The sequence below is a fragment of the Marinibium conchae genome, assembly GCF_015595035.1.
GTDB lineage: Bacteria > Pseudomonadota > Gammaproteobacteria > Enterobacterales > Alteromonadaceae > Glaciecola.
This window is the reverse complement of the sequence record NZ_JADNRN010000001.1, coordinates 1,858,209-1,882,039: the sequence shown is the minus strand read 5'-3', so window position 1 is coordinate 1,882,039 and position 23,831 is coordinate 1,858,209. Positions and strand designations below refer to the sequence as shown.

Annotated in this window: 18 protein-coding genes, 1 rRNA gene and 1 pseudogene; 15 read left to right on the top strand and 5 right to left on the bottom strand. The window is 42.6% G+C overall.

Annotated elements, in window-relative coordinates:
• Window positions 1-293 precede the first annotated feature (293 nt).
• The 6 genes from rrf to ISG33_RS07925 all read left to right on the top strand — a co-directional run bounded on the left by rrf (window position 294) and on the right by ISG33_RS07925 (window position 5,262).
• Window positions 294-409: ribosomal RNA gene (gene rrf, locus ISG33_RS07945) — 5S ribosomal RNA — on the top strand.
• Between the two features lie 654 nt (window positions 410-1,063).
• Entirely contained in the window at window positions 1,064-1,312 is a 249-nt protein-coding gene (locus tag ISG33_RS07940) for an EF-hand domain-containing protein (RefSeq protein ID WP_195732936.1), read from the top strand.
• Window positions 1,313-1,501: 189 nt separating this feature from the next.
• Complete coding sequence (locus tag ISG33_RS17150) at window positions 1,502-1,630, top strand: hypothetical protein (protein ID WP_255528877.1); 129 nt, start codon at window positions 1,502-1,504, stop codon at window positions 1,628-1,630.
• 18 nt (window positions 1,631-1,648) lie between these two features.
• A complete protein-coding gene (gene apt, locus ISG33_RS07935; RefSeq protein ID WP_195732935.1) occupies window positions 1,649-2,185 on the top strand; it encodes an adenine phosphoribosyltransferase in 537 nt (178 codons plus the stop codon).
• An 8-nt stretch (window positions 2,186-2,193) separates the two neighbouring features.
• Window positions 2,194-4,839, top strand: a complete 2,646-nt coding sequence (dnaX, locus tag ISG33_RS07930; protein WP_195732934.1) for a DNA polymerase III subunit gamma/tau — start codon at window positions 2,194-2,196, stop codon at window positions 4,837-4,839.
• Window positions 4,840-4,935: 96 nt separating this feature from the next.
• Window positions 4,936-5,262 carry a YbaB/EbfC family nucleoid-associated protein gene (locus tag ISG33_RS07925; RefSeq protein ID WP_195732933.1) on the top strand — a complete coding sequence of 109 codons (327 nt, stop codon included), beginning with the start codon at window positions 4,936-4,938 and terminating at the stop codon, window positions 5,260-5,262.
• A gap of 58 nt (window positions 5,263-5,320) precedes the next feature.
• Here the strand turns inward: ISG33_RS07925 and ISG33_RS07920 are convergent, their stop codons facing one another.
• Window positions 5,321-7,549 (bottom strand): winged helix-turn-helix domain-containing tetratricopeptide repeat protein, encoded by a 2,229-nt coding sequence (locus ISG33_RS07920; RefSeq protein ID WP_195732932.1) that lies wholly within the window; start codon window positions 7,547-7,549, stop codon window positions 5,321-5,323.
• 266 nt (window positions 7,550-7,815) lie between these two features.
• On the opposite strand from ISG33_RS07920, the gene ISG33_RS07915 reads away from it, so the two are divergent.
• The 7 genes and pseudogenes from ISG33_RS07915 (at window position 7,816) to adk (ending at window position 13,946) form a co-directional block, all read left to right on the top strand.
• Complete coding sequence (locus tag ISG33_RS07915; RefSeq protein ID WP_195732931.1) at window positions 7,816-8,757, top strand: lysophospholipid acyltransferase family protein; 942 nt, start codon at window positions 7,816-7,818, stop codon at window positions 8,755-8,757.
• Between the two features lie 122 nt (window positions 8,758-8,879).
• Window positions 8,880-9,488 (top strand): hypothetical protein, encoded by a 609-nt coding sequence (locus tag ISG33_RS07910; RefSeq protein ID WP_195732930.1) that lies wholly within the window; start codon window positions 8,880-8,882, stop codon window positions 9,486-9,488.
• Window positions 9,489-9,528: 40 nt separating this feature from the next.
• Window positions 9,529-9,873, top strand: a complete 345-nt coding sequence (locus tag ISG33_RS07905; protein ID WP_195732929.1) for a hypothetical protein — start codon at window positions 9,529-9,531, stop codon at window positions 9,871-9,873.
• A 12-nt stretch (window positions 9,874-9,885) separates the two neighbouring features.
• A pseudogene (locus tag ISG33_RS17280) lies at window positions 9,886-10,143 on the top strand (ankyrin repeat domain-containing protein); the annotation flags it as partial.
• Between the two features lie 237 nt (window positions 10,144-10,380).
• The gene (gene recR, locus ISG33_RS07895; protein ID WP_195732927.1) at window positions 10,381-10,980 is read left to right on the top strand and encodes a recombination mediator RecR; all 600 of its coding nucleotides are present in this window, start codon (window positions 10,381-10,383) and stop codon (window positions 10,978-10,980) included.
• Window positions 10,981-11,189: 209 nt separating this feature from the next.
• Entirely contained in the window at window positions 11,190-13,112 is a 1,923-nt protein-coding gene (htpG, locus tag ISG33_RS07890) for a molecular chaperone HtpG (RefSeq protein WP_195732926.1), read from the top strand.
• A gap of 189 nt (window positions 13,113-13,301) precedes the next feature.
• Complete coding sequence (adk, locus tag ISG33_RS07885) at window positions 13,302-13,946, top strand: adenylate kinase (protein WP_195732925.1); 645 nt, start codon at window positions 13,302-13,304, stop codon at window positions 13,944-13,946.
• 67 nt (window positions 13,947-14,013) lie between these two features.
• On the opposite strand, the gene ISG33_RS07880 is transcribed toward adk, so the two are convergent.
• The 3 genes from ISG33_RS07880 to ISG33_RS07870 all read right to left on the bottom strand — a co-directional run bounded on the left by ISG33_RS07880 (window position 14,014) and on the right by ISG33_RS07870 (window position 16,730).
• A complete protein-coding gene (locus ISG33_RS07880) occupies window positions 14,014-15,618 on the bottom strand; it encodes a GMC family oxidoreductase (protein ID WP_195732924.1) in 1,605 nt (534 codons plus the stop codon).
• A gap of 110 nt (window positions 15,619-15,728) precedes the next feature.
• Complete coding sequence (locus tag ISG33_RS07875) at window positions 15,729-15,977, bottom strand: DUF6482 family protein (RefSeq protein ID WP_195732923.1); 249 nt, start codon at window positions 15,975-15,977, stop codon at window positions 15,729-15,731.
• Window positions 15,978-16,232: 255 nt separating this feature from the next.
• A complete protein-coding gene (locus ISG33_RS07870; RefSeq protein WP_195732922.1) occupies window positions 16,233-16,730 on the bottom strand; it encodes a DUF2244 domain-containing protein in 498 nt (165 codons plus the stop codon).
• Between the two features lie 88 nt (window positions 16,731-16,818).
• Between ISG33_RS07870 and ISG33_RS07865 the strand changes: the two genes are divergently transcribed.
• Both ISG33_RS07865 and ISG33_RS07860 read left to right on the top strand, forming a co-directional pair.
• Complete coding sequence (locus tag ISG33_RS07865; RefSeq protein WP_195732921.1) at window positions 16,819-17,712, top strand: sulfite exporter TauE/SafE family protein; 894 nt, start codon at window positions 16,819-16,821, stop codon at window positions 17,710-17,712.
• A gap of 175 nt (window positions 17,713-17,887) precedes the next feature.
• Window positions 17,888-19,198 carry an alpha-amylase family glycosyl hydrolase gene (locus ISG33_RS07860; RefSeq protein ID WP_195732920.1) on the top strand — a complete coding sequence of 437 codons (1,311 nt, stop codon included), beginning with the start codon at window positions 17,888-17,890 and terminating at the stop codon, window positions 19,196-19,198.
• Here the strand turns inward: ISG33_RS07860 and ISG33_RS07855 are convergent.
• On the bottom strand, window positions 19,195-23,823 hold the full coding sequence (locus ISG33_RS07855) for a response regulator (protein ID WP_195732919.1): 4,629 nt from the start codon (window positions 23,821-23,823) through the stop codon (window positions 19,195-19,197). The two genes, ISG33_RS07860 and ISG33_RS07855, sit on opposite strands and share 4 nt — an antisense overlap.
• Window positions 23,824-23,831: the final 8 nt, after the last annotated feature.

Below are 23,831 nucleotides of genomic sequence, written 5' to 3'. Positions count from 1 at the left end.
GTAGCCAAATCAAATAAAAGTCAAAGAGTAGCGATACTCGGACGTTAAATATAAGCACGTCATTACCATATAAGCACGTCATTACCGCGAAAGCGGTAATCTCAAGCATACACCTCGGTGTATAAAAGGAGATACCGGCCTACGCCGGCATGACGGTAGACGAGACACATCGTCATTGCAGCGCAGGCTGCAAACTCCAGCATACACTTCGGTGTATAAAAGGAGATACCGGCGTACGCCGGCATGACGGTAGATTATCAGTTTTCTGAATATGTTAAAAACAACAGTTTTTGCCTGACGGCAATAGCGATACGGTACCACCTGACTCCATTTCGAACTCAGAAGTGAAACGTATTAGCGGCGATGGTAGTGTGAGGTTTCCTCATGCGAGAGTAGCACACCGTCAGGCTCCCATTCACTGCGCAAGCAGGTAGAGAAGCCCGTCCTTGAGACGGGTTTTTTTATGCCTGAAGAAAAGAGATACCGGCCTACGCCGGCATGACGCTACATTAGGCACACCGTCATTGCAGCGCAGTCGGTAGATTCCACACACCGTCATTACCGCGAAGGCGGTAGAGTCGACACACTGTCATTACCGCGAAGGCGGTAATCTCACGCACACACCTCGGTGTATAAAAGAGATACCGGCCTAAGCCGGTATGACGGTAGATTCCACACACTGTCATTACCGCGCAGGCGGTAATCTCACGCACACCTCGGTGTATAAAAGCAGATACCGGCTTTCGCCGGCATGACGGTTCGGTGTGATACCAGCCCACGCCGATATGACGGGGGATCAGACATTTCATCATTGATTTTAAGCGTCGTAGTCAAAAAGTAACACCGTAAATTCTTATATATATCAATAATATAGCCATCATGATGCTGATCTTTGTATTCGCGTGTTGCTATACAGTATCAGTTTAGGCGTTGAGTAAATCCTAATATTGTTTGTTTATAGTATAAGTAATTGAAAAGAATAGAAAATGTAAAGTTGGCACAAGAAGTGTAATGACCTAACTGAGAACAACATTTTCTCATTTTTTTAATTAGGAGATTTACCATGTTAAATTCAAAACGGAATATACTTTTATCACTAGGTGCTTTTGCTTTCACATTGGCACTAACTTCAACATCTGCTTTTTCTTCAGAGAATCTTTTCTCTAAGCTAGATACTAACACCGACGGAATGATCTCTAAAACTGAAGCAGAAGCACATCAAGTTTTAAATGAATTATTTGATTCACTTGACCTTGATGATGACGGTTTCATTAGCCCTGACGAGTTTAGCGCTGCGAAACTTGGTGAGTAAGTAAGAAGTTTAAGATTTGCCTCAAGGATGAGGCTTTCCTAGTCATATAAGCCCCTCAGTACTAATATTCCCTCCGTGTTAATAGATTAAATTCTTCTAGGCTCTAAGTGATCAAATCCTGTTTTTTTTGACCTCGATCAAGTAATATTCACCACTCTTAAATTACTGTCAACAAACAAGGTAATTCCCATGAGTGATAACACTGAATTTAAAGAAGTTTTCAATGGCTGGTACTTTCTTGGTATGCTTGCAGCCTTAGTTGCGTTCCCGCTCATGCATATTATTGCTGGTTGGTATGTATTCTTTTTCAGCAATTAACCTAAATTAGGTATCTAAGTGTCAATAGAATTAATTAAATCTGCGATCAAAACTATTCCTGATTACCCAAAGAAAGGCATTATGTTTCGGGACGTTACAAGCCTTCTGCAAGATCACGAGGCATTCACGGCTTGTATAACAAAGTTGAAGGAACAATTTGCTGGGCAAAGTTTTGACAAAGTCGTGGGAACTGAAGCGCGAGGCTTTCTGTTTGGTGCACCTTTAGCGTTAGAGATGGGTATCGGTTTTGTTCCTGTGCGCAAACCAGGAAAACTTCCCCGTGAGGTCATTTCTGAGTCTTACGATTTAGAGTATGGAACTGATATACTTGAGATTCACAAGGAAGACATTCTTGCGGGCGAAAATGTTTTGATGATCGATGATTTACTTGCGACAGGCGGTACGATGGTTGCTACGGCTAACCTTATCCGACGTTTAGGTGGTAAAGCTGATCATGCAGGTTTTGTTATTTCACTCCCTGATATAGGTGGTGAGAAAAAAATGAAAGAACACGGTGTAAGCACCTTTAGCTTAATTGAATTTGAAGGCGAATAGTTAATCAAATGAGTTATCAAGTATTAGCAAGGAAATGGCGACCGCAAAAGTTTGCTGAGCTGGTAGGTCAAGAGCACGTGGTTAGTGCGATTTCTAATGCCCTTGATAATGACAAATTACACCATGCCTATTTGTTTACGGGTACTCGCGGTGTTGGGAAAACAACCATCGCCAGAATTTTTTCTAAAAGTCTAAATTGTGAAAGCGGTCAAAGTGCCAACCCTTGCGGAACTTGCAATGCCTGTACCGATATCGACGAGGGTAGATTTGTTGATTTACTCGAGATTGATGCAGCGTCAAGAACTAAGGTAGAAGATACTAGGGAGCTGCTCGATAACGTTCAGTATAAGCCGACTCGCGGTCGTTTTAAGGTGTACTTAATAGACGAAGTTCATATGTTGTCGAAGCATAGTTTTAATGCATTACTTAAGACTTTGGAAGAACCGCCCCCTCACGTTAAGTTTTTGCTAGCGACTACCGATCCACAGAAGCTTCCCGTGACTATTTTGTCGCGCTGTCTGCAGTTCAGTTTAAAAGCACTTACTCGCGAACAAATACAACAACAACTCGCACATATTCTGCAAGCAGAAAATATTCCGGGTGATAGCGCTGCACTTTCTCACTTAGCAAGAGCTGCCCAAGGAAGTATGCGCGATGCACTTAGTCTAACTGATCAGGCTATTGCACAAGGAAACAACCAAGTCTCCACTGCGATTGTTACTGAAATGCTAGGTTTACTCGATAAAAATCAAGTGCTGCGGTTAATAAAAGCAGTTATCGAAAAAGATGGTAACGCTGCGATGAAGCAACTCGATGAAATTTGTGTTCACGCACCAGACTATAGCCAAGTATTGGCGGAGTTATTAGCCTTGCTGCATCAAATTTCACTAACGCAAATCGTGCCAGATATTTGTAAGATTGAGACCGTAAGTGCGAAAGCAATTTATCAGTTATCTAAGTCGGTCACTGCGGAACATATTCAATTGTTGTATCAAATAGTGCTGCAGGGAAAAAAGGATCTACCATACGCGCCTGATGCTTTCACTGGTTTACAGATGACTCTGCTTCGCTTACTTGCATTCAGCCCGTCACAAAGCCTAGACCTTGATTTAGAGGAAGAGCACAAGCTCGCCTTAGCGGAAAAAAAAACAGTTGAGTTAGCTCAACCTCAACCCGAAATAATACTAGACACAGAATTTGATTCGTCAAATCATGCTGTTGAACAAGCCGAACAAGCCGAACAAGCCGAACAAGCCGAACAAGCCGAACAAGCCGAACAAGCCGAACAAGTTGAACTCACCTCCACTATCGATTCCCTCGATGAAGACATGCTGTCTATGTCCTTTGTTGATGACGAAGCAGCACCACAGATGTTTGAGGAATTACAAGAGCTGTCTAATGAAGCTGATAGTCAACGACAAGTGGCTTCCGAACTGCTTCAAGCTACACACTCTCCAAATCTGCCAGAAGAGCACTCATCAGCTAACATGAATGCGGACACTACAGATGTGTCTGTGCCAAAAGCAGAAGAAGTAGAGCAAAATAACCTGTCTACCACTGCTGACTTGTTGGCGCTTCATGCGCAACTAGAAAATGAAGAGCCTGACGAGGATGAAGATGATAATGAAACAGCAGAAGAAAGCGGTACGTCGTCTTTATTTGATAGGCTTATGGAACAAGGTAACTCGGTATTTAACGGTGATGCCGATTTACCAAGTAAAAATGCTAAGAGCAACATAGGTACTGAGAGTGACAAGCCATTTAGAAACCCACTTGAGCCAGAAACATCACCACCTTGGGATGAATTAGAAACTTCAGTGGCAAATCCCCTTTCACCCCTAACAACTGCCGATGACGTTGATAACTTTCAGTCCAGTGGTGTTGTTGATAATCTAAGTGACAGCGAACAAATAGGCTCACACTTTCAACATGATGATACTTATCAATCATACGACGAGGATGCACCTTTCGAAAGCTCGATCTCCACACCAATAAGTTCTGATGTGGTTCATGAGCAAGCAGAGACTACTGCTGAGCCCACAACAGAGCCTGCACCAGAGTCTTCAACAGAGCTTGTACCAGAGCTGACAATCGACTCTACGCAAGTGTCTACTCACGAGCCTCCGTCAGAGCCGTATGCTGCTCCTAAAGAACAACACGACCCTGCAATGGAAATTGCAGCGATGTTTGAACATGAGTTCTATGATCTTAGCAACGTGACTGTCACCCATCCTAAGGTAGCGCCTTATTTAGAGGGCGGGGAGAAACTAACGAAAGCAAAACAGATCAACAAGTGGAGTGACTTTATCGAAGAGCTTGGCGTGGGCGGTTTAAACAAACAACTCTTACTGCAGTCAAATCTTATCGAGCATGGCGACCGATTCGTTATTAGGATTGCTGAAAAAAATAAACATCTGGATGAAGAACAACACCGTACTACTATTTCCGACGCCTTAAAGGCTTTTTATCAGAAGCCAATACAGTTTGAAGTTGAGTACGGTGAGGTAAAAGAAACACCATTTCAAATACAACAACAAATATCATTGGTTCGGCAACAGCATGCTAACACTGTTGTAAATACTAATGAATCGATACAAGAATTAATAAAAGCTTTCGATGGGCAAATCGTCGAAGGTTCGGTTAAACCAAGATAGTTAGCATTTACACTTAATCAGCCTATATGGTCATGTTTTGCAATCAATTTTACAACATGGGCACATTAAAGCTGAACTACACAATGGGAGAAGATTATGTTTAAAGGTGGCATGGGCAATATGATGAAACAAGCCCAGCAGATGCAAGAGCGAATGAAAAAGGCACAAGATGAACTCGCAACGATGGAAGTAGTGGGGGAAGCAGGTGCTGGTATGGTGAAAGTTGTCATGACCTGTAACCATAATGTTCGTCGAGTTGATATCGATGAGTCACTGATGGACGATGATAAAGATATGATTGAAGACTTAGTTGCTGCTGCAATCAATGACGGTGTTCGACGAGTAGCTGAAACAAGCCAAGAAAAAATGGCTTCCGTTACTGGCGGTATGAATCTACCACCAGGCATGAAGATGCCTTTCTAGGCATCCAGTTAACAATAGTCTCCCTTTGTGTGAGATAAGGTTCGAAAAGTAGCGTTTATTAATAAAATCGTTTTTGCGAATAAAACCAGTCTTTTTCTAATAACCAAACAAAGGGATAATTAAGTGAAACGAGTTTTTGTTTAAGCTCGTCATCTTGGTATTTTGGATTGTTAAGCAGGTTTACTTTGTGTTGAAGCAGCATTATGCCAGGCATTTCTCTCGCAAGGGGACCAATCTTTGCGAGTTCATCTTCAACCATATTGATCAACATTTCCGCATTGTCACTTTCCCCAAGTCGCTGGTAGCAAGCTGCCATAAATAGAGTTGGAGAATGCCCCTCTGCCCACTCAGAAAAACCTGTGTATGAGCGCCTTGCATCGTTTGAAAAAGCATACTCATAGTAATCTATTGACGCTCTGCAGTCTCCCACAGAATATGCTAAGTACCCAAGCCCTCTAATTTGTTTTTGATTGACTTTTTTGGCCTCAATTCTACTATCAAGCTCAGGCTTCACTTGTTTATAGTAGTTTTCGTTCTCGCCTTTAGACCATTTTAAAGTAACGTAGCTGTCGGGCTCGTAGATATCAATACCAAGTTCATCATGTAAACCTTCATAGAATGCCGAATAGGTCTCAGTATCGTTGGTCCATTTGGCATGAAAGGCAATATTCAGTCTTAAGTTGTAATTGATGTTTTCTTTTTTTCTATCAAGCACGGTTTGAAAAGTAGCCTCGGCCTTTTCTGCATGGCCTTGCAGGCGCTGCAGATAAGCAAGCTCAAGATGACAAGAGTCGCTCATTACCTCAAAGCTAATACAATATTCAAGTTGCTCAAGCGATTCTTTTAATTGCCCTAGTTGAAAATGCATTCTAGCAATGCTTTGAACTACCGTTGGAGAAATTGGTGAGAGTTGTTTAGCTATTTTGTAGTGCTTCAATGCATCTTCCCAAAAACCGCGATTGCGGTACAAGTAAGCTAGGTTTACTCTTGCCACATATAGATTCGGATCCCGATCTAGCGCCTCTAAAAAGTAGTCGCGAGCAAGGGTATTTTGATTGTTATGCAAGGCGTAAATCCCTTTTGCTGCGATAGCACTTGGCATTTCAGGGTTCAAAGTCAAAGCACGTTCAAGTAAGGGTTTGGCAGCGGCATTAGCATCCTCTAGGCTGATGTGTTTTTGACTAACGAGCAGCATATAGGCAATCGACAAATCAACCATGGCCATTGTATAGTCTGGGTCGAGCGCCAAGGCCATTTTAAAGTGGTCAAGTGCCTTTAAGTGTGCGTCGAGTGTGGCGTATTGATTTTGCTGTCTTCCCTTAAGTAATTGCATATACGCTAAGGTGTTATCGGTATCGCCATAGTCAACAGCTACTTTGGCTGTGTCATCCCCGATGGCTTGAATAATTGTGCTAGCTATTTGATTTTGAACGTCGATGATGTTGTTATCATTGATAAGGTTTTGCCCTGATTGGATGGTAGTGCCAAGCTCGTTAAAAAGTGACCATGAAACGATGTATTCTTCTGCGCTGTCGCCTTGTTTTACGCTACCGTCAAACACAAAACTTACTTTCAATTGGTCGGCAACCGACTTCACATCGCGTTGGGTTTTTGCCAAATCGAAGGAGCTCCTTCTGTCGCGCACATCAAAGGATTGCTGTTCTGACACCATTTTTATAAGCTCGCCAGGTAAGCCAAAGGCAATGTAGGCTATGTCGTTGTTGTTTTTGTCGAAGTCAAAAGGAAGCACAGCTAATGACTTGGGTAAAGGGGCTTCTTGTAGTTGAGCATTCAAGTTAGCTTTGCTCATGTAAAAGGAAACTAGCACAATGACGGCAAAAAGAGCAAAGTAAAACCATTTGTTCGATATTAAAGCGAGGGTATTGCCATGCTGTATTGTTGCTGTTTCGAGGTTCGAAGGAGCCTGAGTTGCGGTACTATTTTGTTTTTCTGCCTCAGATACAATAGATGAGGGGATAATGGCAGCAACAATTTGATAGCCACGTTTAGGACGTGTAACGATGTATGACTCTCTATCTTCCGGATTGAGATACTTGCGCAAGGAAGCAATGGTGCTGTTAAGGGCATAATCAGTAACAAAGCGACCGCCCCAAACCGAGGTCATTAACTTAGAGCGATCGACAAGCTCCCCGTTTGCCTCAACAAGTACTCTAAGAAGCTCCATCGCCTTAGGTTCAACATGAACTTCATGACCTTGCTCGTCAAATAGAGTGTTGGTGGAGAAATTGGCGAACCATTTCCCGATTTTGTAGTTATAACTTTGCATATCACTTGCTCACAATAATTATAATATAATTATTACTGTCCATTTTTTCGTCAATTGGTAAGGTTAAATAATTTTCTTTGTCATAGTCAAGTGAAAATGGCTCGCGCGCACTCAGTAATATGAGTGCCCATCAATTACTGAGTGAGTTCTTCGTACTATCATGAAAAAGAACTATCCTAGCATCTGCTAGCGCATTAAAATGTTGTTTTTTGTATTCATTTGTTCAACTGCGGTGTACCCTCTAGAGACTATACCATCGGAGAAATATGCCAGTGTTAAAGTCTTGGCTAGCAATCATTCCTATCAGCTTGATTTATTGCCTTAGTTGGGTGCCATTTGACATTTTACGACGAATAGGTCGATTTATTGGCCCAGCTATTTTAAAGCGTGATAAAAGAACAGTGGCCTCGGTTAACCGTAACATCGAATTGTGTTTGCCTGAGCTATCTGAACAGCAGCGAGCAAGTTTAGTTGTAGATAGATATCGGCAATTGTGTCAGACCATATTCGAAATGAGTCACGTTTGGCTAAAGTCAGAGTCGACCTTAAGTGATTACTTTATCGACGAATTTGATAACGCTTCTTTTGAGGCTCTCATGCAAGGAGATGAAAGTGTTATCGTACTGGTGCCACATATTGGCAACTGGGAGATGGCAAGTGTCTATTTAAATAAGCATCGTCGCTTCACTGCCATGTTTCAAACAATCAAAAATCCACGCCTGAACAGCTTCATTTTGAAAGTAAGACAGCGCTTCGGCGCAACCTTAGTTGAGGCCTCGAGTCGCGGAGTAGCAAAGTTAAAGGTGGCTCTTAAAAAGCCCAAAGGTCTTGTGGTGATACTCCCAGACCAAGTTCCAGGCATAGGAGCTGGCGGCGTATTTGCCCCTTTTTTTCACACCCCAGCACTAACGATGACCTTAGCACACAAACTAGCCTTAAAAACCGGCGTTAAAGTGTTTACATGTGCTGTTTTTCAACGCGAGCAAGGCTTCGCAGTATGTGCACGCCCCATCAATGAAAGCTTCTATTCGATAAATCCTGAAATTTCAGCCAGTGCATTAAACAATGATATAGAGGAACTGGTGCGCATGGACCCTGTGCAATATCAGTGGGAGTACAAGCGCTTCAGAGAACAACCCCCTGGAGTACTCTCTCCCTACATCACGGGAAAATACGCATTTCGATCTAGGAGAGATCCGGAAGGGTAGGGTTTTAAGCTGTGTAATGAAGCTAATTGTGTACCCCTCCCCTAAAATCAAAAGTTCCGATCCTTAATACTTTAGCTCAAATAGCAGCTTGCACATGCAACCGCTGGGGGGGCGTGTCAACATTGAGAGGTGGGAAGTTTGGTCATGGATTCTTTAGTGCTGGAATTACAAAAGGCTTAACACCATATTTTGACGGTATAGGCGGAAGTGATTTTGAAGTGAATGGATATAACATTGCCGAAGCTGCTATTGCAGGAATTTTGGGGGGTACTATTTCAGAGGCTACTGGTGGCAAGTTTGCCAATGGTGCAATCACTGCGGCTATGGGGAATTTGTTTAATAATCAATCTAAGAAAGAAGATACTTCGGAAGATGAACCATTGATTGATGATGAAACTGCACGTGCACTTGCAGAGCATGGGATTACAGTAGTGCAAAATAGCCTTTATGGGGCAGATGGGACGCGTTTAGGAAGTACTACGACTGAAGCTGGAGGTGCGATTATAAGCGTAGGTATTTCGCTTTTGGATGCTGAAATTGCAAGTCGATTTATACAAATACAGACTCATCGAAACATCAAGGATACATTTGGTTTGTATCATCCAAAGATGATGCCAGAATTGCAAGAAATGAACCGCAATGGTAATTATTTCGGAGTAATTGTTAAGATGGCTGAATACGGTTATGAATATAAAGGTGCAGCACGATTGCTAGAATTAGGGAATCGCTAATTCTATGTGCGTTGATGTTAATTAATAAATAGGCCTGATTATGAAGACAATCACATTACTAATTTTTATCCTTGCACAAATAAGCACTGTGTCTCAAAGCTTCAGTAACACTGATGCGTCAGAATCAGAGGACTACAGAAAAGATTCAAAGGATGTCAATCTGAGGTATCTCCAATTAAGTACAGCTATTGAGAGTGATTCAATGAAACTAGCGATAGAGCTACTTTCTCAGGGCATATCAGCTAATGAGACTCTTTACTCAGTATCAATTATAAATGAAACTGTAGTCGGTGATTGTAAACTCCCTTTTCTAGAACTTTTATTAAAAAATGGAGCCAATGTGAATGTAAAAAATAATATTGATGGGACACACCCTATACATTAGGCTGCTTTAAATGAAGACTTAAGTTGCTTTTACAAATTGATAGATGCAGGCGCAAAAATAGATGTTGTTGACATAACAAATCGAAATCTTATGTTTTATGCAATAGATTCAGGTCATTCTGAGTTGGTGAATTACCTATATAGAAATAACATCGATATACATGCTGAAGATTCTTTAGGATGGACAGCTTTAGAATGGGCAGTGATAAATGATAAAAGCCATTTGTTTAAAGATCTACTAATTAAAGAACATACCATTCCCAACCCGTAATGACTAGATAAGCGAATCGGGCTATAAAAAATTTTTGTTGTCGGTAAAATACATAATCTAGCCATTCCCAAATTACTGTAGTGAGCGGCTGTCATTCTATAAATTGACCACTTTGTCCAACCACCGAGGCTAATTTGCCTTATTCGCCTCTAAGTTTAGCAATCTCAGATATTTCCTATATTCAAACAATTTCAGCTCGCGTATCATTCGGTAACGCTATAAATTTGAGAATTAATAATGTCTTTCAGCCCTTTAATCAATGAACTCGTTACCGCGTTTAAGTGTTTGCCCGGTGTTGGCGCAAAAAGCGCACAACGTATGGCATTCACCCTTCTTGAGCGCAATCGTGAAGGGGCTATGCACTTGAGCAAAGCTTTGCACGATGCTATGGAGCATGTAACGCATTGTGAGCAGTGTAGGACTTTTACCGAATCTCGTTTATGTAAAATCTGTGAAAACCCCTCACGTAGCGAATCAGGGCAGTTATGCATAGTTGAGTCGCCGCAAGATGTCCTCGCTATTGAACAAACAGGTGAGTTCAAGGGCAAATACTTCGTGCTAATGGGGCATCTGTCACCAATTGATGGAATTGGCCCAAGCGAAATTGGTTTACATGAGCTTGCTACTTTACTCTCGAAAGAGTCGGTACAAGAGGTAATATTAGCCACAAACCCTACGGTTGAGGGCGAAGCGACAGCGCATTACATTGGGCAGATGTGCCAAGAACGAGATATTCGAGCAACGCGAATAGCTCATGGTGTGCCGGTTGGTGGTGAATTGGAGTTTGTCGATGGTAATACTCTCAGTCATGCTTTTTCTGGCCGCAGGCAATTCTGATTAGCCGTTGCTCTTTAGTCACAATGCTAAAGCTACTTCAACGTTTTCCTTACAAAAAGTAAAACAATTAACGCTTTAGACTTGAATTCACTTTGTTAGACCTTACATCCTCTTCACGTAAAGAATTCTGCGCTTGTTTTGCCTGCTTAACGCTGCAAATAAGCGCTGTTATCACAACTCAATGATATTGAAGTAGGAGAAGCTTGGTCATGGCTGAAACAGTCCAACAAGAAACCCACGGATTCCAAACCGAAGTAAAACAATTACTTCAACTAATGATCCACTCGTTGTATTCCAATAAAGAAATCTTCTTAAGAGAGCTTGTTTCTAATGCAGCGGACGCTGCTGATAAGCTTCGTTTTAGAGCGCTGTCAGACGACAGTCTTTTTGAGGGTGACGCCGATCTCCACGTTAAACTTAGCGTAAACAAAGAAGCTGGCACCTTGACCATTTCCGACAACGGTATTGGAATGTCAAAAGAAGACGCTATCGCTCACTTAGGTACCATTGCTAAGTCTGGCACAGCCGACTTCTTCAGTCAGCTATCAGGCGATCAAACCAAAGACTCGCAGTTAATTGGTCAGTTTGGTGTGGGTTTTTACTCTGCCTTCATCGTTGCTGATAAGGTGGTAGTGAAAAGCCGCGCGGCAGGTGCAGATAAGTCTGAAGGGGTTCGTTGGGAGTCAGCAGGTGAAGGTGAGTTCAGTACCGCTACTATCGAGAAAGCCGACCGCGGAACTGAAATTACCTTGCACATTCGTGAAGACGATAAAGAGTTCTTAGATGATTGGAAAGTACGCTCAATCATCACTAAATACTCTGATCACATCAGTATTCCAGTTCAAATGTACAAGGAAGAAGTGCCAGAAAGTGAAGGACCAGACGGTGAGAAAATTCCTGCTGAGCCTGGCAAGTGGGAGTCAATCAACAAAGCTACCGCCCTATGGACACGCGAAAAAGCAGACATCAGCGATGATGAATACAATGAGTTTTATAAGCACGTATCACATGACTTCGCCGACCCATTAACTTGGTCACACAATCGCGTTGAGGGTAAAACTGAATACACAAGCCTACTTTACATACCATCGAAAGCGCCTTTCGATATGTGGAATCGTGAGCAAACTCACGGCTTGAAACTCTACGTACAACGCGTGTTTATTATGGACGATGCTGAACAGTTCATGCCTAATTATCTGCGTTTTGTTAAAGGCTTATTAGATTCAAATGACTTACCGTTGAACGTATCTCGTGAAATTTTGCAAGACAACAAAATCACCCAGGCTATTCGTCAGGGTTGCACCAAACGTGTTCTGCAAATGCTTGAGAAAATGGCGAAGAAGGATGCTGAGAAGTATCAGTCATTTTGGTCTGAGTTTGGTAACGTGATCAAAGAAGGCCCAGCTGAGGACTTTGCGAATAAAGAAAAGATTGCCGCACTCATGCGTTTTGCCTCTACGCACGACGAGACTGGCGCTCAGTCTGTATCGCTTGAAGATTATATTGGCCGAATGAAAGAAGGTCAGGAAAAAATATATTATGTGACCGCTGATAGTTACCAAGCAGCAAAAACCAGCCCGCATTTGGAAATCTTCCGTAAGAAGGGGATTGAAGTATTGCTAATGGGCGAGCGAATCGATGAATGGCTGATGTCACATCTTACTGAGTTCAACGAAAAGCAATTCCAGTCGATAGCGCGAGCTGATCTCGACCTAAGCGACCTTGACGACGAAGAATCTAAAAAAGCCAAGGAAAGCGCCGAGAAGGAAGTTGAGGGTTTACTTGAGCGAGTAAAAACAGCCTTGGGTGATAAAGTAGAGGAAGTGAAGTTTACGCATCGTCTCACCGATTCACCTGCATGTATTGTCGCAGATGAGAATGGCATGACAACACAAATGGCTAAGCTGATGGCTTCTGCGGGCCAAGCAGTTCCCGATCCCAAGTATCACTTTGAACTGAACCCAGAGCATCACTTGGTGAAATTAATGTCTGACGTGCAAGATGAAGAGCAGTTCAAGCAGTGGTCGGAAGTATTGTTTGATCAGGCTGCGCTTTCAGAACAGGGCAGTCTAAAAGATCCATCAACTTTTGTGCAAAACTTAAACAAATTGCTTGCAAGTTTGGTGAAGTAAATAAAAGCCTCAATAAAGAAAAGCGAGCAATATTGCTCGCTTTTTTTATATTTATCCGAAGGCTCTGTCATAAATATTGGCTATTAGTCGTAAGTTCTTATTTTTCGCTACATTTTGACTTGTTTACTCTGGTCGCAAGTTGTAAAGTTTGCCAATTAAATTTTTAACCACTTTCTTGGAGGACGCTTAATGCGCATTATACTTCTTGGCGCACCCGGTGCAGGTAAGGGAACACAAGCTCAATTTCTAATGAAGAAATTTGGCATACCACAAATTTCGACGGGCGATATGCTGCGTGCTGCAATCAAAGCAGGAACTGAAATGGGTTTAGCAGCCAAAAAAGTCATGGACGCTGGGAAGTTGGTTTCCGACGATATCATTATTGGTCTGGTTAAAGAGCGAATTGCCCAAGAAGACTGCGCTAACGGTTTCTTACTCGATGGCTTTCCGAGAACTATCCCACAAGCTGATGCGATGAAAGATGCGGGTGTTAAGGTTGATCATTGTATCGAGTTTGATGTGCCCGACGATGTGATTGTTGAGCGCATGAGCGGTCGTCGAGTTCACCCAGCTTCAGGGCGTGTTTACCACCTTGTTTATAATCCGCCTAAGACTGAAGGTAAAGATGATGATACCGGTGAAGACTTAGTTGTTCGAGAAGACGACAAAGAAGCCACTGTTCGCGACCGTCTTGCGGTTTATCATAAGCAAACAAAACCTTTAGTGAATTATTATGAGTCTGCTGCCTCTGAAGGCTTATGCGCCTATCACAAGTTAGACGGTACTAAGTCGGTTGATGTCGTAAGCGCTGAGCTAGAGCAAATTGTTGGCTAGTAGTAACTGTTAGCAATGAGCCGTTAAATATGAAAGGTATTTAACGGCTTTTTTGATTCTACAAATACTATATATTCAGACTTTGCATGATCATATCAGCGGCTTTCTCAGCAATCATGATGGTTGGAGCATTTGTATTTCCGCCGATGATATTAGGCATTACCGACGCATCTACCACCATCAAGTTGCTGATACCGCGCAGATTCAGCTTGGCATCCACAACTGCCATATCATCAGAGTCGATACCCATTTTGCAGGTCCCTACTGGGTGATAAACTGTCTCAGCGTTCTTGCGAAGGTAGTCTTTGATTTCCTCATCGCTTTGCACTTCCTTTCCCGGTATCCACTCAATGGCGTTGTCACCGAGAGGAGGACTGTTACTGATTTTTCTACACCACTTGAAGCCGGCTACTAAAGGCGCAATATCATCGTCGTGGTCTAAGTAATTGGGGCGTATATCAGCTACAAATTTACCCTCTATTTTCTTAAGTCGAATCTCTCCTCGACTTTTCGGGTAAAGGTTACAAAAATGGATAGTAAAGCCATGGCCCAGGGGTTTCTTTCTACCGTGATCAACTAGTAGCGCAGGTAAAAAGTGAAGTTGAACATCGGGTAATGCTTGGCTCTCAGATGACTTAAAGAATGCGCCACCTTCGGCAATATTCGATGTAAGCATGCCTTCTCTTTTCATGAAGTAAGACAGGGGGGCAAAGGTGTTTTTGACTATTCCGGGGATAGAAATACCATAAGACTTTCTGTCACTGGTTTTAAACAAAATAGTACCATCCAGGTGATCTTGGAGGTTTTTACCCACCCCCGGTAGGTGCTTAACAGGTTGTATACCATAGCTCTCGAGTTCTTGTGTATCGCCCACGCCAGACTGCATAAGGATTTGTGGTGAGCCGATAGCACCAGCGCTCAAAATAACTCGTTTTTTAGCGAAAAGCTGCTGTCTTGTATTGTTGGAAATGATGCGCAAACCAGTAGCTACTGAGTTGTTAATATCAACTTTCTCAACATGCACACCGCTCATAATATGTAAATTTGGCCGAGCTTGTATTTCCTTGCTCAAAAAGCCCTTTGCCGTGCTGCAACGTGAGCCGTTTTGATGGGTAACTTGATAAGTACCTACACCTTCTTGCTTTTCACCGTTGAAATCGGTGTTTTCGGCTAAACCACACGCAACAGAAGAGTTGACAAAATCATGGCTCAAGGGATTGGTGTATCTTAAGTCACTCACACCCTGAAAGCCGCCAATTCCATGGTAGTCAGACTCGCCACGAGAATTGTCTTCACTTTTCATGAAGTAGGGAAGAACATCTTTCCATGACCAGCCATTAAGACCGTCTTTAGCCCAATCATCGTAATTTTGCGCAGCGCCTCGTATGTAGCACATCGCATTGATTGAGCTAGAGCCACCCATAGTTTTACCTCTAGGCCAATATAGCTGACGCCCATCCAAATTTTCTTCAGGATGCGTTGAGAATGCCCAATTGACAGACTTCATGTCTGCGAGAAAAGCAAGTCCAAAAGGGATATGTATTGCAGGGCTAGCGTCTTTTCCGCCTGCCTCTATAAGACAAACGCTGAGGGTAGGGTTGCTTGACAAACGATTAGCTAGCACTGATCCTGCAGAGCCAGCGCCCACTATTATGATGTCGAACTCAGTCATAGGCTTCCTACTGTTGATTTATCATTATAATTTCTTCACTAAGCATCGCTAAATGATTAGCGTTAATCAATATTAACAGTATTTTCACATCTGACCAGTGATAAAAAAGCCTAGCGCCACTCCAGCTCAATAACCAAAGATTCGTCACTACTTTTTAAGCCGCACATCTCTTCATAAGGGGTGTTTTGTTTTAACCAAATTTTGTCAAACTCTTGGCCTTCAACTTGCTGTTTTATGCTGTTGATGCATTGAAAGGATAGTGAGTTGCTATGCTTGTCGCGTAGGTAGGTATCGGCATTTGTCTCGCCGATTCCTGCAATGTAGGTGCCGCCTTCAATTGACTCTATAAACAAATTCATCTTGGTAATCCTCGTTGAATGTTAGTTTCCACTAGGTGGATAAAGTAGGTTCTGGCTGCGTATTTTATGTTTTCATCACTAGTAGTATCTGCAGCTAGCTGAACCCTTATGAGTAAAATTTAAACGCGTAGCAGTGGGATAAGATCAGATTAATCACTACTCAGTAGCGGCGGCCTGCAACATTGATATTGTTCAAAGCAAGGCTATAGATGTTTGTTTATGTCGATTAATGTCGATTAATGTCGATTAATGTCGCTATTTCCACCAATGCTCACGACAAATCGGAAAACCTAAGGATTCGAGTTTTTCTCTAAGCACAGCCATATCATCGGCGTTCAAGAAGGTGCCTAATTGTATTTTTGATGAGCCGTTCTTCAGTGTGATTTTGGGAGTGGTCCAATTTCGATCAGTTTCACTGTAGTATATGTCGGTACCTTGGCGAAGGAGTGTTTCGTGCCTCATTACCTTATTGATACCTGTTTTAACGCTAATATGGTTTTCGTCAAAACGCACGATTTGTTGCAGATAGGTAAAGCGAGTTACTTTGTACATTAAGAAGGCGAATAAACCCACCTCAAGCCCAGCAAATGGCAGTACAACCCAAGCCCCCACGAAAGTCCATGCCAGCGCGATGATCATCACTACCGACACCATTATTAAGATAATCCACTTAGCTTGTTGCCACGTAAGAGACCTATTAGGCGTTAACGTGATGACCGCTTCGCGGTGCTCGTTGTATTCAAGTTTTACCATTTATTTTCGCAAATTGGATGTAATCAGTGTCGTTATCTGGCAAAGTCGCGCTCGTATTTATTAATTTAAGAGCAAGCAGTACCTCAGTATGACAGCATTTATTAAAAAACGGCCAGTATTGAGCGCGCTATTTTGTGTGTGGCTGTTACTAATTCTTAGCATAGATAACAACATTCAGATCATTCTTGATTACGCTGCTTTCTTTTTTGTGGGTATTACTGGGGCGATATTTGCAAACTCAACAGGTGCTGGTGGCGGCGTTGTTTTTGTTCCCTTTTTTAACCAATTAAACATCGATAACACGACGATTGTTGCAACAAGTTTTGCTATTCAATGTTGTGGCATGACTGCTGGTGCCTTGGCTTGGTATAAGTATAAAAAGCAACTGACCAATAATAACGATTCCAGTGCGGCAGATTGGGCTTACTTGCCCACGGGCTTGTTAGCTTGCACATTTTCATCTATTGCCGGTATCTTATGTGCTCAGTTCTTATTAAATGATTACACTAGCGCCGCACAAAATGGACTGCATTTAGGTTTCGGCATTTTTTCTATACTGTTAGCACTCGCAATATATGCATCAATTCCGCTGTTAAATAGAGAAGTCACGTCAATAAAGCTGTTACTGATAGACATCTTGCTGCTCAATATTATTTCTTTTATTGGCGGTATCATAACCGCTTGGTTGTCGGTAGGGGTGGGAGAACTCGTTGCTGTCTATTTGATACTACGCGGTTTTAACATTACCTCAGCAATTGCGCTAGCTGTTATTCTCAGTGCCTTTACTGTCTGGTCTGCCATCGGTTATCACCTTTTTGTATCGAAGGCCATTTATTGGGAGTTACTATTATTTGCCGGAGCAGGGGCAATTGTGGGTGGTACCGTTGCCAAGCATGTGGTGTTGTACTTCTCGGTTGTTAAACTGAAGATATTCTTCGCAAGCTGGGTGCTGATAATGGGTGTTGCGGGCCTAATCACTTAGTCGAGCTTGTAAGCCGCTTTCAAATCGTCGAAAAAAGCAATCGTCAAAAAAAGCAATCGTATTCATAAAAATCATTGTATTTTTTCAAATGGTAAACGCTAATATTGTAAACATACATAGTGTTAGTGTTGCCTTGCGCCTCTCTAGCATTTTATTAGCTTTATTAGAGGCCTATATGCCACTCCCTATTATTCCTTACGTAAAACACAATTCACCCCTTTGGGCTCGGAATGCAAGCATCTACCAAGTGAATACTCGTCAGTTCAGCTCGTCGGGTGACTTTTCTGGCGTCACGCAGGAGCTTCCAAGAATTAAAGCGCTCGGTGTTGATATCATTTGGTTGATGCCTATCCACAAAATAGGAGAGCTCAATAGAAAGGGTAGTTTAGGGAGTCCTTACGCAGTTAAAGACTTTTATTCGATTAACCCCGAGTTTGGAACAGCCGACGACCTACATGCTTTGGTAAAGCGCGCACATGAACTTGATTTAAAGCTGATTCTTGATTGGGTTCCTAATCATAGCGCTTGGGATAACCATCTTGTAAATCAACACCCTAACTGGTACGCACGTGATTATAAAGGTGATTTTAGGCCATGCCCATGGTGGGATTGGGATGACATTATCGAGTTTGATTACAACAGTAGCGAGCTTCGTTCGTACATGGTGAAGGCCATGTCATATTGGGTTGAAAAATTCGACATCGACGGCTTTCGCTGTGACGTGGCAGGCTATGTGCCCAATGACTTTTGGCGTCAGGCACGTGAGGCCCTAGATGCCATAAAGCCAGTGTTTATGCTTGCCGAATGGGAAAACCGAGACATGCATGAACATGCGTTTGATATGACTTATGCGTGGTCGTGGAATGAAGTGTTGTACGATATCGTACAGAAAAAACAAGCCTTAGATAAATTAAGAAAGTACTACTCGTGGAATGAAAGAGCGTGGCCGAAACAAGCAATGCGCATGACCTTTATAAGTAACCACGATGAAAATGCATGGGAAGGAACCCCAGATGAAAAGTTTGGTGATGCTCAGCAAGCCTGTATTGTTCTGTCTTGCCTAGGCGAGGGCATGCCGCTCATTCATAATGGGCAAGAAGCTGGTGAAACAAAGCGATTAGCCTTTTTTGAAAAAGATCCGATTGACTGGCAAGCTCATGAAATAGGTGATCTGTATACTAAGTTGTTGCGACTCAGAAAACGTTATACAGCGCTATGGAACGCTGAGCACGGAGCTACAATGATTCAGGTTCCTAATACTGAGCAAGCATCCATTTTTAGTTTTGTTAGGCAGGATACTGAAAGCAAGTGGTTCATGGTGTTTAATTTCACTGACGAGTGTGTGAAGGTTAGCTTCAAAGAAAGCTTATTTATTGATGGTTACCATGATGCTCTTCAAGACGCTAAGGAAAGCATAGAATTTGTTAAGGATACTCAGCTAACACTATTGCCGTGGCAATATCGAGTCTTTTACCGAGAGCATTAAGGAGCCAGGGCGCAATTGCCACCCTCTCTTTTTGCCTTATATAAACAAAGGTCGGCAGCTTTTATCAAGTCGTCAGCCTTGTATGGCTGAGCTTGTGGCACCGTCGCGCAACTCACCCCAATACTCGTTGTGACTTTCTTGAAATCCGACTTCGCGTGTTCAATATTAAGTGAACTAACTGCTCTAACTAGTTTGTTTGCTACTGCTTGAGCACCGGAATAGCCTGTGTTGGGGAGAATCACCGCAAATTCTTCACCGCCGTATCGAGCAAAATAGTCTCCAGGGCGTCGTAAACTCAATGACATTAATTGTGCGACTTTTTGCAAGCACTCGTCACCGGCTACGTGGCCATAGTGGTCATTGAAGGGTTTGAATTTGTCTATATCTATAATCAGTAGTGCTAACTCTGTTTTATCTCTGTGTGAACGTAAAAGCTCTTCTTCTAAGCGCAGGTTAAAGCCTCGACGGTTTGAAACCCCAGTGAGCTCATCCGTTAAGCCTTTTTGCTCTAACTGCATGGTCTTGGCTTTAAGCGAGGTGTGAGTATTTATCCTTGCACGAACGACTTCTGCAACCAGAGGTTTGGTAATAAAATCAATTGCCCCCATTTCAAAACACTTTTGCTCTGTGTCGCTACCCACTGCTCGAGTAATAAAGATTACTGGAATATCACTGGTATCAGGGTTTGATTTTACCTGTCTACACACTTCATAACCGTCAACGCCGGGCATATTAATATCAAGCAGAATAAGGTCGGGCCTAAGCGTTGTTAATTTCTTTAAAGCTTCCTCGCCACCTTTTGCTAGGGTGATCCTGTATGTTTCACTCAACAAGGCCAACACAACGGTAAGATTAGTCATATCGTCGTCGACAACTAACAAGTGCGGCTTGTTCGTTGGTTTTGAGGTTTGAAGAGAGCGCATTTCCTGTTCGAAGTCGCCTTCAATGTTGATCGCCAACCTAGCAATAGTATTGGCCGCTTCCGCAAATTTATACATGCGTAGTTGCGAGATAAGTAGCGACACTAATTCTGCCGCATTAGTCGCTCTAAGTTTGTATTCAAGCCCCAACGCATAATCAATGGCGTTTGCATTCATTGTCACCACTGCTTCGGTAAGATATCGTATATTATCTTTTAATGGCATTGCTTTAATGGTGTTGAGCTGCTCATTTACTGATAAGCCCTCGGCCTGTTCAGTGTCGTTAGATGACACTTTCATTATTTCAGCAATGTCGGCAATCACATTTTCAAGTTCTTGTGAGATCATTGCTACTCTCTCTATCACTGCGCTGTTTGATAGGGACGACATTTCTACTTCCAGATCGTGACAAACCTTTTCAAGGGTGTTCGCACCTATAAACTTGGCAACGCCAGCAATACTGTGAACTTTACTAAGAACAAGTGCAATATCATCCTCTGTGAGTTCTATGGTGTCGGCGAGCTTAGAAAATGTCGACATATCGGCTTTGTGAGTTGCATTAAATACCCGACAAATATCGATATATTTTTCGCTGCTGTTGCCCATGGCTTTAATGCCATCAAATGTTGATAGAGAGAGAGTGGCAACGCCTAAAAACTCTGCATTGTATTTTTCTGCTTGCTCATTAGCGGTCGAGCGACTTGTTGGCAACTGAGAGCTCTGCTTACTATGCTCAGCTTCGGATGAAGGTAAAAACTCTGATAAGAGCGCGTAAAATTCGTCTGTGGATAATGGTTTTGATAAGTGCGCGTTCATCCCCGCATCAAAACAGGCTTGTTTATGCACCATCATGCTGTTTGCGCTCATTGCAACGATAGGAAGAGTACGATAGTTCTCGTTCTTTCTTATTATTGTTGTTGCTTCGATACCGCTCATTATGGGCATTTGAATGTCGCATAATAAAAGGTCAAAGTCGCCTTCCATAAGCGCTTCAATAGCTTGCTTACCGTTTTCAACAACTTTGTATTGTGCATGCACCTTATCAAGAAGTTCACAGGTAATTTGTTGATTTATTGGGTTGTCGTCGGCAACTAGCACATTCGCATTAGCGAAATTAAGATTGTTACCTAGTTCCCACTCAGTCTTACTTTCCCGGTTGGCTTGCTCGAAGCCCATGACTTCGCCAATACCAATCAGTAAATCATGCTCAAATAAGGGTTTGTTAATAGTAACTGTGTTGGCCCTATTGTTTAACGACACCTTTGGCTCATTTGATTTATTGCGATGACTCGCTCTTCTTTCTGCCAGTCCGCTTTGAAGGATAATTGTCGGAATGCAGTTTTTAGGATTATTGCGTACATCAGCTTGTAGCATACTGACAAGAGAGTCATGGGGTGAAAGGTAGTCGCCATCTACTACCAGCAGATTGACATTTTTTTTATTATCCGCTCGTAAGATTGATATTGCTTTTTCAGCGTTATCTACTTCCACTGTCCTAAGACCAGCATCGACAAATATCTTTTTGAGTATCGCCATGGTTTTGTAATGCGTAGTCATTAACAGGGCAGTTTTGCCTTTTAACTTTTCCAAGTAGTCATAGGTGCTAGTTAAACTAGGAAGCTCATTGTCAATGAATGGTAGAGAAAGTGAAAAAGCAACAATGCTTCCTTCGCCTTTCTTGCTGCTTAGTTGTATATTGCCGCCCATCAGCTCTACCAGATTTTTGCTAATTGATAAGCCTAGACCAGAGCCTCCATATTTTCGTGTTGTAGATATGTCAGCTTGCGAAAATGATTGAAACAGTGTTTTCTGTTTGTCGGCGCTTATACCTATGCCACTGTCGCACACCGCGATATTGAGAAGAGCGGTAGAGCGGGAGCTGTGTTCTTGTTCAAGACTACTTTGCAAGCTAATGACCACCTCGCCACGGTCAGTAAATTTAACAGCGTTACCAACCAAATTGATAAGTATCTGTTTTATGCGTGTGGGGTCGCCTTTGTATGTGCGTTTACCATCTTGCAAATCGAAAACTAATTCTAGTCCTTTTTCTGCTGCTCTATGCTGATTCACCGTAGCGACATGGCGCATAACACTGTCGAAAGTAAACTCGGTTTCTTCAAGTTCAAGCATGCCAGACTCAATTTTCGAAAAGTCTAAGATGTCATTGATAATGGTAAGCAGGCCTTTGCCTGAAGAGTAAATTTTGCCAAGGTAATCACGTTGTTGAGGGTTTAAATCTGTTGCTAAACAGAGCCTAGAAAGGCCGAGAACTGCATTCATGGGAGTGCGGATTTCATGACTCATATTGGCAAGAAACGCGCTTTTTGCTTCATTGGCTTCTTCCGCGAGCAACTGTGCTTCCGCCATCTTCTGTTCCGCATTTGCTCTTTTTTCTGACAGCAAATTAATCGCGTTTGCGAGCACATCGTCGTTGCTTCTGGGGGGCATTTTTACGTCGAAATTACCTTGTGCAATCTCGTGGCAAGCCCGCTTTGCGTCGTCATAATAGCAAATGACGTTGTTAAAAGCCTCGCCGAGTGCTGCAACTTCGTCTTTGTGTTTGTCTTGGAGTAAACTCAAGTCAGGTAGCTTACCATCTGCCAATTGTTCTGCAGCTTGCACGACTTTTGTAACCCGTCCCGTAGTTGACTTTAGCGACCAGCGAATAAACACCGCCGCGGTAATTAGCACGCCCAATGCTAATAATAAGAGTTGTCCAATGTAGGCATAAACACTTGCTAAAACACTGCTCTCAGACTTACCGATAATCAGTGTCCAGTTGGCACTTTCAATCTTTTGTGAGGCGAAGAAGAAATGCTCATTTTTGTGCTCAAGTTTTGAGTTAACGAAAGTGTCAGAAGCGCTGTTCAGCATGTCGGAAAAAGTGGAAGCATAGTCCGACTCACTTACCTTCTTTGACAGGAGCTCAATGTCGCTATTTGCGGTGATCGCAATGTAGCGGCCTTCTTGAGAAATTAAATAAGCCTCAATGCCATATTCTTCTATTTCGTCTTCTAAGAGGGCGTTTATGTCGGTTAGTGCTTTATCAACCGCTACCACACCTTTGAATTCGCCATCAATAATGATAGGGAAAACATATTCAACAATATATTTTCCAATCGTTTCATTAGGGTGCGTATTATAGGGTTCGCCAATAAATATTTCGGCTCGTCTGCTGGTGCTGTAGCGTTTTTTAGGACCTTGATAATAAGCGCGTTTATCCGGTTCTATGCTAGCTCTAATGGCCAGCTCGTTCCTATTTTCATTCGTACGAAACCAATAGGGAAGAAAGCGGCCACTAGGACTTAAACCGAGCTTATCGTCGTCATTAGATAGAGAGTTAATATACGCTTGGTCATTGGTGTCGGCATTGCTCTCATAGCAAATAGCAACACCTGTGAAGTTCTGATTTTGTTTCACTAGTTCTTTAATATAACTTTTGCTGCTCTCTCGCATTCCGAACATGCCATTGACTTGAGCGCTTGCAGCGCTTTGTGCAAGTTTTGACGCTTGTTTGTTTTGTTCGTCAATGAGCTCTGATAGTGAATGCGTGAGTAGCTTCAACTTGCTCTTATTTGCTGCTAATTCTTGTGCTGAGTAGGTGGTGTATTGCCATACAATTACACAAAGAACCATTATCAATATAGGCACAAAACCTTTGGTTAGGATTTGCTTTGATAATGGCTGAGCAATCAGTTTTGCCATAGTGAAAT